Here is a 13,787-nt window from a genome sequence, read left to right as displayed (position 1 = left end):
CGGCTGGGCCGCCCCGCCTGTGGGGGGGGGGGGGGGGGGGTGGTGGGTGGTGTTGTTTGCGGGGGGGTGGGTCACGCGCCCACAACCGGGGGCGTTCGCTGGAGGCATGGCCGTTTACGACGCTCGTCCGCCCGTTGGGCGGATCACCCGTTTGGCCGTCTGGTTCGGGCTGGCTTGGTGCTGGGCGTCTTCTGCTCTCGCCCCTGTCACTCCAAGGGGGGCGCGTCCTGGCATGCCGTGCGGGGGGCTGCGTGCAGTGCTTCGCTGAGGACGCCCGCATTCCCCGTCACAAAGGAGTGATCATGAGCGTTTCAGGCGAGTCTCGCGACCCGATGCGGCAGAAGGTTCAGGAGATGGAGCAGGCTGCCAAGCGTGCCCAGGACCCTCAGGAGCGTGAGCGCCTGATGGCGAAGGCCCGTGAGCTTCGCGAGCAGATGGAGCGGCGTGGCAACGCCGGCGGAGACGACCTCGGCCCTGTGTGACCGACGGGTCCTGACGCAGCGGCCCGGGCACCCCTGTGAGAGGGGCGCCTCAGCGCCGGAGTGGGGTGGGGTGGGCGCCAGACGCTGGGCGCTCACCCCACCCGCACGTGCTTCCAGGTCGCCGGCTGGCAGGTGAAATGAACCGCAACCAAGCTCCTTTGGAACGATGCGGCCAGTCCCGCGCCCTCATAGCGGAGGGCGAGGCGCTGGGTATGCACGTGCCGGATTCGTCGTTCGTCCACCCCGACGATCCCACCCGCGATGGAGACCGGCCGCTGGCGGCCTGCTCGCCGGAGCACCTCGCCGAACTCATGAAGACGGCAGGCGCCCGCCCCTACCGCGATGTCGAATTGTGGGCGGGCAAGATCGCCCGTGCTCTCGCCGCGCACCGCGGGGACGGAGCCTGTACGCGCTCGCTCTGGAGACCGGGCTCACGCCGGACCAGATCGAGCAGGCTGCTCGCGAATTGATCTGTGGGATCTGGAGGACAACAAGCGCAACCACAGCCGCTCGGGGTTGAAGCCGCCCAGCGGTGGTGACGCGCCGCGAACCGGTCGATCGTCGTACGCCAGGACGAAATCACCGCCAGCCGCGTCACCACGAGAATGTTCTGCAACGGCCGCTGCGCGCACGTGAAGACCGCGCGCACAGCCATCGCCGTCTTCCCCGAACCCGTCGGCAGCGCCCACAGGTATCCGGGCGAGCCGGCCTGTCGCGCCTCCATCAGCCGCAGGACCTCCCGCTGCTGGTAGCCATGCAACGCCGGGACCGTCTCGCGTCGCAGTGCGGGTGGAGCGGCCAGCCGATTCAGCTCGCCCTGGAACGCCTGGCGGCCGAGCCCGTCATCGCTCTGTACTGCAGGAATCCTGTGCCACGGCTCCCGAGGACGACCGAGAGACTCAGGCCGCAGAGCCAGGCGGTTGAGGTGGTCGGCGGCTGCGCCTACACCGAACTGGTGGCGGATCGCGTCACCGCGGGCCCACTGCGGGACGCGCGAGCCGGTCTGTTCGACTCACGTGTCCCGGTGGGCGGTGTGTGGGCACGGTGTGAGGGTGTGACCCCGTCGATCTCTACCAGGCCCGACCACTCAGTCCGGCAACACCGCGCGGGGTGCCAATCCCGGTCGGTCCGTCGTATCCGGGGCCGGCGGTGCACAGATAGGTGCCGCCGCAGGTGCCGTTGGCCCCTGTGGTGATGTCGTTGAAGGCATGCGGGCGGGCGTAGGGGTAGGAGTTGGGGTAGGTACCGGAGGCGGGGTTGCCGGCCAGGGCGTACATCGCGGCGACCAGTGCAGTGGACAGGCTGGTGCCGCCGACGATTCGCCAGCCGGTGCCGAACGACCCGAAGGTGTTGTACACCGCAAGGCCGGTCGTGGGGTCGGCGACCGCGGAGACGTCGTTCATGGTGCGCTTGGCACACAGCGGGTCGTGCTGGAAAGACGGCTTGGGCTCGTAGAGGGAGCAGCCGGAGCCGGTGCGGGACCAGGCGCTCTCGGTCCAGCCGCGACGGTTGCGGGCTCGGTTCAGGGATGTGCCACCCACCGAGGTGACGAAGGGCGAGGCGGCCGGGTAGGTCGTTCCGTATCCGCCGTTGCCCGCGGGGAAGGTGAAGGCTACGCCGGGATGGTCACTGAAATGGTGATCGAACACAGTCTCGAACGGGACTTCCCCGGCGGTAAGGGCCCAGCTGTTCGAGACAACCTTGGCGCCCTGCGTGACGGCTTGGTCAACCGCGGCGAGTAGGTTGCTGAGGAGGTTGTTGTCGGATTCGACGACCAGGATCCGGCAGCCCGGGCAGGCCGCGCTCACTGCGTCGACGTCCAGTGCGGACTCCAGTGCCCAGCCGCTGTTGGTGCCGGACGGGGGAGTAAGGCCGCCGCGTTGGTTGATCTGGCGGAGGCAGCCGTTGGCCTTCGTGCAAGGCGGGAGCTTGAATTGGCGGCGGTAGACGGCCAGGTCGCTTTCCAGGTTCGGGTTGTGGAAGGCGACGGTGATAGCCACTGTCCTGCCGCCGCCGTGGAGGCGGGAAAGGTCGTAGGCGCTGCGGATGTCCTGGGGACCGTAGCCGGGCGGTTTCGTGTTCGGCGAGGCAGAGGACATGGGCGTCGAGTCGGTGCGAACCGTGGCCAGGCAGGCCGCCTGGTCAGGCTCAGACGGTTGAGTGCAGACAGCCTGGCCGCTCGGCTGAGAACCAGCGGGCGCCGCAAAGGCGGGTGCGGTCGGGGGGTTGAAAGCCAGGCCCACCACCGTGAGGCCCGCGGTCAGCAGCGACCGGATCGGGCGGACACCGCGCATGACACTCCTTCAGGATCGGACGGCTGACCCCCTATCCCTGGAGGGCTGCCGCCGTCGGACATCCGGGTCGGCGGCCTTACCCGTCATGTCGCAATGTCGGCATCTGTCCGCACGTCCCGTCACGGCGATCGCCGTGCGGCCCACTGTCGGTCGGGAAGCCGCACAGCAGCCCGAGCGTCACCCGATGAGCCGTCAGTTGGCGTACATGAACCACCCGTACAGCTCACGCCCAACCCATACGATCTCACCCGGAGAGACCTGTCCGGGACGTCAGACCGACCGCACCACCCCGGCCGGGCGGCAATTCTGAGTGCCCGACCCGAGCCCTCGTGCTCACGTAAAGTAGAACCCGTCCGCTGCCTCGACGAGCTCGCGGATTGATCTGTGGGACCAGGGCCTGGAGGACAACCTTCCCGGCCTGGTCGCGCTACTGCTGGTCGCCTGGCCGGTCGCCATGTGTCGACTCCTGCCCGCCGTGCTCGCGCCGACCCGTTGTGACGGCGCGGGGCCGCAAAGCTGAAGTCCATGCAACCAGGCAGACGGGAGTAGAACCGCGGCCACAGTCGAGCCTCTAAGCAGGCGGGCAGCCGCCTGGGGTCGCAGGCGCGCCGTACCTGGGGAGCCACCGTTGCCGTCGCAGGGACTCTGGGCTGGTCTGGCCTGTCGGCGGTCAGGATGCGGTTCGGTCGAACTCCTTCCTAGACACATACCGCGACTCCAACAGGGGTGGGCAGGCGGTTCTCCTTTACACCGCCTGTTCAACTGCTACCCGTTTCATGCTGTTTCGAGTGAAACACGCTAGTACGCTGGGCCTCAGCACTGCACAGCGCCGACCTTCTCCGCTACCTCAACCCATCTACAGCTCGGGATCCGAGTGGTCATGTTGCGTGATGGGTGCGGTGAAAACCCACGCTGGGAAGTCAGGATGGGTCTGCCAGATGGACGCCAGAACTAACTGCGGCGGCAATGGCTGTCATGAGCCAACATGGTGTCGCGGGGGCCCACGCACCCAGGGCAGAAGTCGTATCCCAGGTCACGCCGATCGGTTGCGCCAGGATGCATGTCCAGCGGCGTCTTCTTGGCAGCGGCTTCGGCCCTCAGGTGTGCGGAGGACAGCGCCTTCGCGAGGACGCTGCCGGCTGCCTCCAGGACCGCTATCCGGTCCGCCTGCTGCTCAGCGTCTGCGATGCGGGCAGCGATAAAGGAAGCGAGCTCCTGCGGGTCGCCGTTCAGACGGGGGACGTCATCGTCATGGGTTCTCGTTGTGGTCAATGAATGCATTCTGCCGCGATTCGAACGTCCGCCCGCGCCCACGGTGCGCAAGTCGCACCGCACGCATGTCTGAGGCTGTGCTCGACACCCTGCGTTGAATATCGTGATGGCTGGGGCGTGGGGCTGGGAACCGGCTACCCACGGTGCGCGGGGAACGTTTGCCCGCTCGACGAGCCGCCGGCGGCGTGAGCCCGTACCGTCGGGGTGGGCGCTGTGACAGGACAGCATGCCCTTGGTCGGCCCCGTGGTCACTTCGCACGTACACGGGGCCGACCGGTTCAGCTCACCCGGGTAACGGCCGGCCGACGGCGACGACGAGCCGGGTGCCGGCGTCGATGACGACCTGGTGGCGGTGGAGTACCGGTAGTTCTTCGACTGCTCGGCGACGCTGTGGTCGCGGTGGGGACCAGGGTGCCGTCGACGATCAGCATCCCTGCGGTACCGCTTGCGCTGCTGGAGGGCGAGCGACGGCCCGAGTTGGTTGATGATGCGGTCGGCCGCGGACTTGGAGACGCCGAACAGTGGGGCGAGCTGCCGCATGGTCAGGTTGGTCCGCCAGTACGCCGCGACCAGCAGGACCCGATCCTCAAGGTGCAGGCTCCACGGCCGACCCTTGCGGACCGGTTCGGCACCTTCCCGGCGCAGTGACGTGATCAGCTTGCTGAACTGTCGTGGGCTCAACCCGGAGAACGGGGCTATCCAGGAGGGCTCCGACGCCGTGATCACACCAGTCAATGCGTGATCATTCCACTGCTTCAGGTTCTCCCTGCTCGAACGCGATGCGGCAGCGTTCAACCTGCTCGGCCACGTGCTCCATGAACCAGCGCGTGATCTCGTAGGGGATTACGTGCTCGTCGTGGCTGCGGATGTGGACGGTCGGCTCCAGGTCCGGGTCCTCGTCGGGTATCACCGCCACCAGGAAGGCAGCTCCAGGCAGATGTGTTTCCGCGTTGGGGATCTCAGCCCACGCGGCCGGTGCCGGGACGGCTTCACTCAGCTCCACACACCATGCGTCGTCTGGCAAGGCGTAGTGGAACTGGATGGCGTAGTGACGGTCTGCATGAACGCGCAGCTCTGGCATGTCCGCAGGCTGTCACAGCCTCGCGTCGGAGTCTCGCGAGTATCCGGCTCAGCACCTGGTTCGGGCCCAAGCCAGCCTTTGCGGGACAGCCTTTAGCTCACCGGCCCTCCAGCAGGAATTCCGCACCATCCGAATGCTGCACCTCCACCAGTGCTCTGGGCGGAGGCGCGGGGTTCGGGATCAACTGCGTACCTGGACGAAGGCGGGCGGCCTGGCGATTCACCGGAAGGCGTGACCGGACGTCGTGTGCGGCCCGGGGCCGATGGTTCGAAGGCGCGGGCGCGCAAGGGCGCCTGCGATTGATGTGCTTCAACCGGAGCCGGGCCTGGGGGTGGAAGGCAGGGCGCACGCCCCGGCTACTGGCCGGGTTGCCGCCACGCTGACGGTCGCGCGCCCCTTGCAACTACCAACCCGGTCGCCGGTATTCATGGGGAGCCCAAGCTTCAGTCAGGTTGCGGCCCGCACCGGTTTCACTACCAACAGAGCCTGACGGCCCGCGCCCCGCCCCCGCGCCGCACGGCATCGCCCCTGAAAACCCCTTGCTCCCCGGTCCGTCTGCTTGGTGGGATGCAGGGGCTTCGACGGGCGGGAGGGGACGGCTTGGCTGTGTTCGGGTGCGCGGGTTGCGGTGCGGTCCTGACGGCGGCGGTGTCGGAGGTGGCATTGCCGATCCACCTGGTCGACGCCCACTGGGAGACACTGCACCCGCCACTGCTGGAAGCCGGGTCCTACGCCGTCGACCCCGCCCCGTACGGGCCGCCGTCGCGGCAGTGGGACGAGGTCGGGCCGCGCGAGGCGGCTGAGCGAGGGTGCTTCGCACCGTTCGGCGCGCTGTCCGACGGTCCGTCGGACACAATCCTCCTCGCGCCCGGCGACATGCGCGGCACCAGGCTGATCCTCGAGCGGGCCGGGGGCTACTGCATGGGGATCGACGGGAGGGATGGGCCGAACCTCGCCTGTCTGGGTTGTGATCTGCCGGTCGGAACGCGGATGGACGACTGCGGGTGCTGGCAGGTCGTCCGGCTCCTCCCGCAGGCAGTGGTGCGGCTGCCCGGCCCGCCGGAGCGGCCGATCATGGATTGGGCTGAACTGCTGGCCACCGGCGCGCTGTGGCACCGGCTGAGTGCGTACCGGGACATCCCGGCGGGCGTGGCCCTCGCTCAGGTGGTGGTGGCCGCCGGGGGCGCGCCGGTCGAGGTCGCGCCCGGACCGGTCGGGGAGCTCCTCGGCCGGGCACTCGGCGCGCTGCTGCCCGCCGGGGAAGGCGCGAAGCGGCTGAACCTGGCGGGACCGGAGTTCGGGGAGCCGACCGCTGACCTGGTGCTGGTGCCGGTTCATCCGCAAACCGGCGACATGTGGCAGCCGCGTGCCGGGGCGGTACCGGTACCTATGGATGCCGCGCTCTGGGCCGAGCTCGCCTTCCCGCCCCACCCGGCCAGGCTGCCGGTGGTCGGCGGGCTGCCGGCAGGCGTCGAGCGTGACGACCCGCTGCCGCCGCACCCGTGGTACCCGTTCCAGCCGTCCAGGGAGGCGTTCCGGTACACGCTCGCGCGGATACCCGCCGTCAGGGAACCGTGGCTACGGGCGATCTACGACCGAGGATGCTGACCCGTCAAACATAATGCGAGGCGAGTCAAAACCGGGACCATGCGCGGACCACGAAAGCGTCCAGGCGTTTGCCGCGCGCGGCGGAGGCATGCGGCACCAAGGTGGTGACCGTGACGAGGCGCTCGACGAACTCCGCGTCGTCGTCGTTCAACGCGGTCCCGACCAGGACGCCCGCCGCCTCGCCCTCCGTCGAGCGGTCACGCAGAGCCCGCTCCATCGTCTCGACCACCACCTCGTGAGGCAGAGCCGGAGGGTTCTCGAAGCTCAGATGAGAATGCACCCCGCGAGACTACGCGGACCGCATCCGACCTTTGCCTGCCGCCGCCTCGTCCGGCAGGGCAGGGGGAACGTTGCCTGCAGCGGCACTAGCGGCCCATCTGGTAGATCTGCTGTGGTGGCGGAGTGGGACGGGTCCGGGACAGCTTCGCGGCCGTGCCGCGGGCCGTTTCGAAGGCCGTGACTGGGTCCCCGTGCTTGCGCCAGGGCTGGGCCCCGCACCACGGTCCGATCAGGCGGAACTGCTCCAGGGCGGGCGTGTACATCATCGACCGGAGCATGTAGTGGGCCAGCAGGTGGCGCAGGACCGGCAGGCGCTCGTCGTCGGGCGCGACCCGGTTGAACGAGGCGGCGATCTTCTTCAGCACGCTCCTCGCCATCGGGGTGACGGCCAGCGTGTTGGTGGCGGACCGCTCGGTGAGCTCGTTCAGCGCGTGGAGATAGATCCCGGCCAGCGGACTGCCGGGCGGGGCCTTGCGGACTGCCTGGCGGGCGAACCGCATCATCCGCCGGTCGCTGCCGAACCACTTCGCGCACCAGTACTGCAGGGCCTGCCAGTGCCCCTCGTAGTGGTGGGGAGCGCGGGCGGCGAGCCCTTCCCACAGCGGCTTGAACTGTGCGCGGCTGTACTGCGCTCCGCGCGCCGCCGTGACCATCACGACCCAGGGGCCGGGGTTCGCGCGGTCGAGCAGCGCGGCCTGCCGCGCCTCCTCGATCGCGGCCGGGAGCATGGCGCGGAAGCGGTTCATGTCCGAGGTCATGACCTCGTGGGCGTACCCGCTGCCGCGGATCTCCCAGGCGCGGTGGACCATGAGGCTCGCGTGAAGGGTGGCTGCGTCGCAGTTCCGGGGCTCGGCGGCGCGCCAGGCGTGGAGCCAGGCGTCGTCCTCCCGGGCGACCTGTTGCAGGAGCTCCAGCCGGTCCCAGCGCTCGTCCCAGTTGTCGCCTGCGGCCCGGACGTACCGCTCGGCGGGCTTCCAGTCCCCTCCCCAGGCAGCGTTGGCGACGGCCTGGCGTTCCTTCGTCCGGTGTGCCGGCGGGGGCGGGCCGGGGCGCTGCGGGTCGAGCTGCTCACGGGGCGGAAGGCGGTAGGCGGATGCCACGAAGTGCCATCCGACCCAGTTGGCCATACGGCGGGGGGTGATGAAAAGGATGTAGAGCACGACGAGGAGTACGCCGAGCACGACGGCGAGGAAGATGGTCACGGCGGGAGATCTTCCCCGAAATCTGTCACTTTCGGCAACAATCCAGGCCAACGATATGGCGACGTCAGAGCGGAGGCAGAGGGCTACACGCGAACCCGGCTTTGAAGCCCGCCCGGCGAGGAGGGACGTGCTGGAGCTGGCGCGGAGCCCGCAAGGAGTCGCGGGGGAAGACCTGGCGTAGGTCAGAGTTGGATGAGGGCCCAGCGGCGTTGGCCGCCGCCGTCGCGGTCGGTGTCCACTCCGCAGGAGACGACACCGATGTTGGCCAGCTCGGTCAGCAGCTCGTCGTCTGCGGGAGGCGGGCCTGCTTGGTGGGAGAGGACGAGGATCAGGGCCTGCTGATTCTGGTCAGCGAGGTGGACGCTGATACGGCGCCCGCCGTCCTTGAGGGCGGCGGCCACGAGGCGCTCCGTGAGCTCTGCGGCTTTCGCGGCGCGGGCAGGCCGGTATCCCCATGCTTCGATCTGTCCGGCGACGTGGCGGGCGGCCTTCGGGCCGGCCGAAGAAGCGGCCCATGGGCGGGCGTCCAGGGCCCAGTTCGCGACCCGCCGGTTCGCGATCCGTGCCCGTACCCGGTCCGGCACGGCCACTCCGGTGGTGCGCGGGCCCGGCAGCAGACCGCGCCCAGCCTCTGGCAGAGCGTTCTGGGCGTCAGACGGGTCGTGGCCGGTCTCTGGGCGCGGCACCTGGACCGGGCGTTTCGGCGGTGGCGGGGTCTTCGGCGGGTAGTCGGGTCGGTTCGGCGGTACCTCGCCCATCGGTAACGTCACGACAGCCTCCCCAGCCCATACGGCCCGGGAAGGGCCGTCTGTCCATCGTAGGACCGGAGTTCGGGCATGATGCCTCAATCGCCCCGATCAGTGCGGGGCATGACGGCCGACGCCGACAGGCGTAGCCCTGCGCGTACTACCTTGCGATCTGCCCGCGCTTCCGCGGCCGCGACGGCGAGCTCGCAGCCGGCCGGACTTTCAGGCCGTGTGCCGACCGGCGGCCGGCGCCCCGCGGGCCACCTCTACCCTCGGAGGATGACCAGGTATCCATTTCGCCTTCGAGCCTGAGCCCGCAGCTACCTGACCAGCTTCCCAGGAGGGGGCGTGGCACGCGGCTCAGTCGGTGCAGGTCCGGCTCCTGTGACGCCGGACCTTTCTCACCCGTCGATCGAACTCGGCGTTCAGGACGGGAGCGAGCACCCCTCCCCAACGGGCCAGCACCCTTGTCCCGATGTCCGGGCAGATGACGAAGCGGCGTCGCTCCATGCCCGCCACGATCGCCGCTGCCACCTGCTCGGGGGACAGCGGGCGAATGGTTCCCGCAATGGCCCTTGTTTCCTCCGGCTTCCAGCGGTTCTCCTCCACGAGCTGAGGTGTGTTCACGTCAGGCGGGAACACGACTCCCACGTGCACACCGTACGGAGCCATTTCTGCGCGCAGGGATTCCATGAGGCCGCGCACTGCGAATTTTGCCGGACCGTAAGCGCCGTATCCGAAGATCCCCATGAGTCCAGCCGCTGATGAGACCGCCACGACACTGCCCCGACGGCGTTGCGTCATGCCTGGCAAAACAGCGCGCATACAGTGCAGGGTTCCAAAGTAGTCGACCGTCATCATCTCGTGGAACACTTCGTCCGGCAGGTCGAGGAAGTTCCCGGGACGGGCGACGCCAGCCGAGGTCACCAGCACGTCACACGGCTTTCCCAGCTCGCGTTCCAGGTCGGTGAAAGCAGTCTCCACAGCGGCCTTGTCGCAGACGTCTGCCGTCCGAAAGGCCACCGTACCGCCAGAGGATCGCAATTCGGCTGCCGCAGCCTCCAACCGCTCGCGCCCACGGGCGACAAGGGACACGGCAGCTCCACGGCTCACCAGCAGATGCGCCGTGGCGAGGCCTATCCCACTAGATCCGCCAGTGATGATTGCATGGGCCGAAGCGAGCTTGGGCCGCGCCGGGGGAGTCATGGTGCGCAGCGTAGGGAGTCACATTTCCCTGAGCAAGAGACGTCGACGCGGCCGCCTGAACATTCCCACGGACAGGGCTGTCTGGCGGAGGACGGAAGCACGGAAGGGGGGACGCCCCTCGCCGCTCCGTCAGGGCCGACGGAGTCGCGCCCGGGGCAACCGCCCTGCTGGGAGGAAGGAGTCATGGCGGAGCCATGCCGACCGACGACAACGCGGCGAGACGTGGTGCCAGGGCACGCGAGCCCGGCAAGATCCAAACGAAAGGACCGAGCGACGACCCCGGTAGCCGTGCTCCTCCGGGAGCAGAGGACTGGGGCCGAGGATGGCCAGAGTTACCGCCGCGAGGAACCGGCCCACGCCCCAGACCCCACTCGTCACCGTGGCGTCGTCCTTGGTGACGTGGGGGTTCTCGGCGGCGATGCGGGACAGTACCTGGATGCCGCCGGTGTTTCCGACACGCTTGCCGCGGTGACCCAGATGGTGAGTAGGAGGTCGAGTGGATCGACACCGACATAGCGCTTGCGACCTGCGATCCACTTTCCTGCGTCGACGCCTTGGCCTGCGGCAGGCACATTGGCGGAGGTCTTGACGCTCTGCGCGTCCAGCTCGCAGGCACCGAGCTCGGCACCCCGGCCTTCAGTCTCGCGGACCAGGCGATGCAACAGGCCATTGAGCCGGTCGAAAACGCCTCGGTTCTCGTTCCCGATCACATCCAGCTGATATCGACTCCTCGGTGGATGCCGTGCCTGCCTCAGCGAACACCGGTCTCACCAGTGCACCTGCAATGGCTCAGGCCGAGACAGGCGTACGGAACAGGGCTGTGCGCAGCGCGAAGACACCGAGCAAGCTACCTGCCGCGAAACGCTGAGCGGTCATGACCCGGGGCCTTGCAGCCAGGAACCTCGACACCCGAGCTGCACCCAGCATGATCAGAGCGTTCACGGAGATCCCCACGATGATCTGTACACCACCGAGCTGCAGCAGTTGTGCCCAGGCCGGACCCGCCTGAGGATCCATGAACTGGGGCAGCAGAGCGGCGTACATGAGAGCGATCTTGGGGTTGAGCAGGTTGGTCAGCAGCCCCATAGAGAACAGGCGGGCGTCGGAGACCGCAGGCAGGTCCTGGGCGGGAGCGAAGGGTGAGCGGCCACCTGGCCTGAGCATGTTCCAGGCCAGGTAGGCCAGGTAGGCGGCCCCAGCGAGCTTGACTACCGTGAACGCAAGCGGCACCGCGGCGAACAGCGCGGACAGACCAGCGGCCGCGCCCAGCAGATAGCACACGAATCCCACGGCGGTCCCGCTCAGGCTGACCAGACCCGCCCTGCGACCTTGGGTAATCGCGCGGGAGGCGAGGTAGATCATGTTCGGTCCCGGAGTCAGAGCCATGCCCAGTTCGACCAGGGCCACACCGCCCACTGCGGCCAAACTGATCACTGGTCAACTCCCGATCGTTTACCAGGTACCCGGCACCCGGCGGGGGCGGCGTACTACGGCGTCAGGTGGCTGCGACGCATCGGCAGTGCCTGCGTCGTCTGCCTCAGGATACGGCCCTGTCGATCGGCGTCTCCACGCACCCTGACTTCAGCCGACCAACAGCTTCAACGACTCTCCCGTGACCGCATTGGCGATCTCCGAGTAGTCGGCCGGACAAGTCTCGGTTACTCACTCAGGGCGGCGACATCGGACGCAGATCGGGCTGCAGGTCAGTTCGAGCAGGCCCTGATGGAGATCGGCTAGACCGGATCCGTGGGCGACGCCACGCCGGGCGATTATGAGCTTGATGCCGCTCTTTCACAGCAGCTGACGGTACTTGTCGAAGTCGTAGCCCCGGTACGACGCCCGGGGCTCCGTGGCGGTGCTCGCCACCCGGGTCCGCGACGCGACACGCCGCCCGCGTCAGGATCCCTCTGGGCTTCGCTTCGTGGGAGGCGTACTGCCAGACGGAGTTCGGCTCAGCCGCGCGCAGGCATTCCGGCTCCTGGACGTCGCCCGCGGACACGGTCTTGGGCGCCTCGAAAGGCGACGCCGTCAGACTGGTGCGCTCCTCCGTGGGTCGACTTCGCGCAGACCGAGGGATGGCGCGTCAGTCGATGATGACCGGTGTGTGGACCTCCAGCGCTGCGATCGGAGAATTGGCCAGACGAGTCGCCGCAGTCACCGCTTCAGGCCGTACCGGAACCGATTCTTTATCAAGATCACTACAACCCTTTCTGCGGGTGATGCACATCACGACAGATGCCCCGGGGTTGCCCGACTTCTGCCCGATTTCTGAATTGGACTCGACCGCCAACCACCGCTTCCATTAAGGAACTTGAACCGCAGGGGGCGGTGGGGAGCTTCTCCTGTCGGCCCTTGCCGACTCTCGACTTCCAGGACTGACGAAGCCACGCAGCACCTTGGCACGCGTTCTGGGCACCGCGACCGCCGCCGGTGCCCTGGCGCGGGCGGGTGAGGACCGGCCCTCCGCTCGGAGTGCTTCCTGACGGAGTCCGACTCGGTGTACCGGGTGGGGACCGCCGACTACGACAGTCCGTCGAAGGCCGGGAGCACGTCCTGGTCGGGATCAGCGCAGTAGAAGGGAGTCGTGATGCCACGGCGTTCACGACAAATGTTCAGCAGACGTCAGATGCTCACCGTTTTCGCCGGGGTGGCGGCCGGTTGTGCGCTGCCCGACTGTACGGTCCTGACCCGCCCCGCGTACGCGGCGAGCGGGGCCGGCACCGACTCGGTGCCCGAGGGATCCGGTCTGCCGGACACCGACCGCGGCAAGGTGGTCTGGGCGCACCGGTCGGGCGGCCGTGCGGTCCGCACCGCGGCGGCCGCGGCGCTGGTGGGCAGCGCGGCGGACGTGAGGAGGTTCCTCGACGAGGAGTTGCCCGCGGCCCGGGCCGAAGACAACAGGTTCACGCTCACCCAGTCCCTGGTCTCGGCGGGCAGGGCGACTCGCGAGGGTATCGGCGGGGCTTTGTCCGGCGGAGAGGCGGCGATCGAGACCTTCCTCAAGGGCGGCTTCCAGCCCGCGGTGCGCGAGGATCTCAAGGTGGCCGTGACCACGGTCATGGCCCACGGCGGCCGTGCCGTGAAACGTGAGGCATCCGCTGCGATCGAGGCCGATTCGGACTTCGCCCTGCGCGCCTTCCTCAGCGGCGGGCAGTTCACCGCTCACGAGGAGGACGAGCGTGTGCAGGTGACGTCCATCCTCACGACGGCGTCACCGCAGGTGCGGGAGTACGCGAAGCGGGCACTGGACGACGGGTCTCCCAGGGCGATCCGGTGGTTCCTCGAGACGGGCCAGTACATCGCCCGGGCGCGTGACGAAGAGACGGCGACGATCCAGCAATTGGTCAAGGTCGTGGAGGCGGAGGGGCGGCGCGCCGGCCGGAAGACCGACGAGGCCGTCGAGCTGTCCGAGCAGGCGGTCAAGGCTTCCGAGAAGGCGAAAGAGGCGGCGCTGGAGGCCAAGGCCGAGGCCGAGGCCGCCGAGCAGGACGTCCAGCGCTCGGCGAGGGCGGCGAACAAGGCGGCGCAGGCGGCCAGGGGTGCGGCCGCGGCCGCGGCGACCGCGGTGTCGGCCTCGCGGACGGCGCAGGCCGCCGCGCAGCGTTCGGTGGCGGCCC

At 68.8% G+C, this 13,787-nt stretch carries 13 protein-coding genes and 4 pseudogenes; 4 read left to right on the top strand and 13 right to left on the bottom strand.

The window, feature by feature from the left end; translation table 11 throughout:
* Window positions 1–302 precede the first annotated feature (302 nt).
* On the top strand, window positions 303–482 hold the full coding sequence (locus ACFWI9_RS25665) for a DUF6381 family protein (protein ID WP_387165404.1): 180 nt from the start codon (window positions 303–305) through the stop codon (window positions 480–482).
* Window positions 483–619: 137 nt separating this feature from the next.
* Complete coding sequence (locus ACFWI9_RS25660; RefSeq protein WP_387165414.1) at window positions 620–952, top strand: hypothetical protein; 333 nt, start codon at window positions 620–622, stop codon at window positions 950–952.
* A gap of 74 nt (window positions 953–1,026) precedes the next feature.
* On the opposite strand, the pseudogene ACFWI9_RS25655 reads toward ACFWI9_RS25660, so the two are convergent.
* The 5 genes and pseudogenes from ACFWI9_RS25655 to ACFWI9_RS25635 form a co-directional block, all read right to left on the bottom strand.
* A pseudogene (locus tag ACFWI9_RS25655) lies at window positions 1,027–1,242 on the bottom strand (DEAD/DEAH box helicase family protein); the annotation flags it as partial.
* Between the two features lie 310 nt (window positions 1,243–1,552).
* Entirely contained in the window at window positions 1,553–2,776 is a 1,224-nt protein-coding gene (locus ACFWI9_RS25650) for a S8 family serine peptidase (protein WP_387165403.1), read from the bottom strand.
* Window positions 2,777–3,727: 951 nt separating this feature from the next.
* Window positions 3,728–4,048, bottom strand: coding sequence for a hypothetical protein (locus tag ACFWI9_RS25645; protein WP_387165402.1), 321 nt, complete (start codon window positions 4,046–4,048; stop codon window positions 3,728–3,730).
* A 286-nt stretch (window positions 4,049–4,334) separates the two neighbouring features.
* Window positions 4,335–4,783: pseudogene (locus ACFWI9_RS25640) on the bottom strand (transposase family protein); the annotation flags it as partial.
* 7 nt (window positions 4,784–4,790) lie between these two features.
* Window positions 4,791–5,129 (bottom strand): hypothetical protein, encoded by a 339-nt coding sequence (locus ACFWI9_RS25635; protein ID WP_387165401.1) that lies wholly within the window; start codon window positions 5,127–5,129, stop codon window positions 4,791–4,793.
* A gap of 606 nt (window positions 5,130–5,735) precedes the next feature.
* On the opposite strand from ACFWI9_RS25635, the gene ACFWI9_RS25630 reads away from it, so the two are divergent.
* The gene (locus tag ACFWI9_RS25630; protein WP_387165413.1) at window positions 5,736–6,737 is read left to right on the top strand and encodes a hypothetical protein; all 1,002 of its coding nucleotides are present in this window, start codon (window positions 5,736–5,738) and stop codon (window positions 6,735–6,737) included.
* A gap of 25 nt (window positions 6,738–6,762) precedes the next feature.
* Here ACFWI9_RS25630 and ACFWI9_RS25625 read toward each other — a convergent pair whose 3' ends face one another.
* The 8 genes and pseudogenes from ACFWI9_RS25625 to ACFWI9_RS25590 all read right to left on the bottom strand — a co-directional run bounded on the left by ACFWI9_RS25625 (window position 6,763) and on the right by ACFWI9_RS25590 (window position 12,460).
* Window positions 6,763–7,017: a hypothetical protein gene (locus tag ACFWI9_RS25625; protein ID WP_387165400.1), complete on the bottom strand. Its 255-nt coding sequence runs from the start codon at window positions 7,015–7,017 to the stop codon at window positions 6,763–6,765.
* Between the two features lie 85 nt (window positions 7,018–7,102).
* On the bottom strand, window positions 7,103–8,218 hold the full coding sequence (locus ACFWI9_RS25620) for a hypothetical protein (RefSeq protein ID WP_387165399.1): 1,116 nt from the start codon (window positions 8,216–8,218) through the stop codon (window positions 7,103–7,105).
* Window positions 8,219–8,400: 182 nt separating this feature from the next.
* Window positions 8,401–8,988 carry a hypothetical protein gene (locus ACFWI9_RS25615; protein WP_387165398.1) on the bottom strand — a complete coding sequence of 196 codons (588 nt, stop codon included), beginning with the start codon at window positions 8,986–8,988 and terminating at the stop codon, window positions 8,401–8,403.
* A 336-nt stretch (window positions 8,989–9,324) separates the two neighbouring features.
* Complete coding sequence (locus tag ACFWI9_RS25610) at window positions 9,325–10,170, bottom strand: SDR family oxidoreductase (protein WP_387165397.1); 846 nt, start codon at window positions 10,168–10,170, stop codon at window positions 9,325–9,327.
* Between the two features lie 390 nt (window positions 10,171–10,560).
* Window positions 10,561–10,856: pseudogene (locus ACFWI9_RS25605) on the bottom strand (transposase); the annotation flags it as partial.
* A 103-nt stretch (window positions 10,857–10,959) separates the two neighbouring features.
* A complete protein-coding gene (locus ACFWI9_RS25600; protein WP_387165396.1) occupies window positions 10,960–11,604 on the bottom strand; it encodes a LysE family translocator in 645 nt (214 codons plus the stop codon).
* Window positions 11,605–11,832: 228 nt separating this feature from the next.
* A pseudogene (locus tag ACFWI9_RS25595) lies at window positions 11,833–12,066 on the bottom strand (hypothetical protein); the annotation flags it as partial.
* 187 nt (window positions 12,067–12,253) lie between these two features.
* Window positions 12,254–12,460 carry a hypothetical protein gene (locus ACFWI9_RS25590; protein WP_387165395.1) on the bottom strand — a complete coding sequence of 69 codons (207 nt, stop codon included), beginning with the start codon at window positions 12,458–12,460 and terminating at the stop codon, window positions 12,254–12,256.
* Between the two features lie 318 nt (window positions 12,461–12,778).
* Here ACFWI9_RS25590 and ACFWI9_RS25585 point away from each other — a divergent pair.
* On the top strand, window positions 12,779–13,787 hold a 1,009-nt coding region (locus ACFWI9_RS25585), incomplete at its 3' end, for an ALF repeat-containing protein (RefSeq protein ID WP_387165394.1).

It is taken from the genome of Streptomyces sp. NPDC127084, assembly GCF_042724175.1.
Taxonomy (GTDB): Bacteria; Actinomycetota; Actinomycetes; order Streptomycetales; family Streptomycetaceae; genus Streptomyces.
The sequence above is the reverse complement of the archived record's forward strand: the minus strand, read 5'-3'. Positions and strand labels throughout refer to the sequence as shown.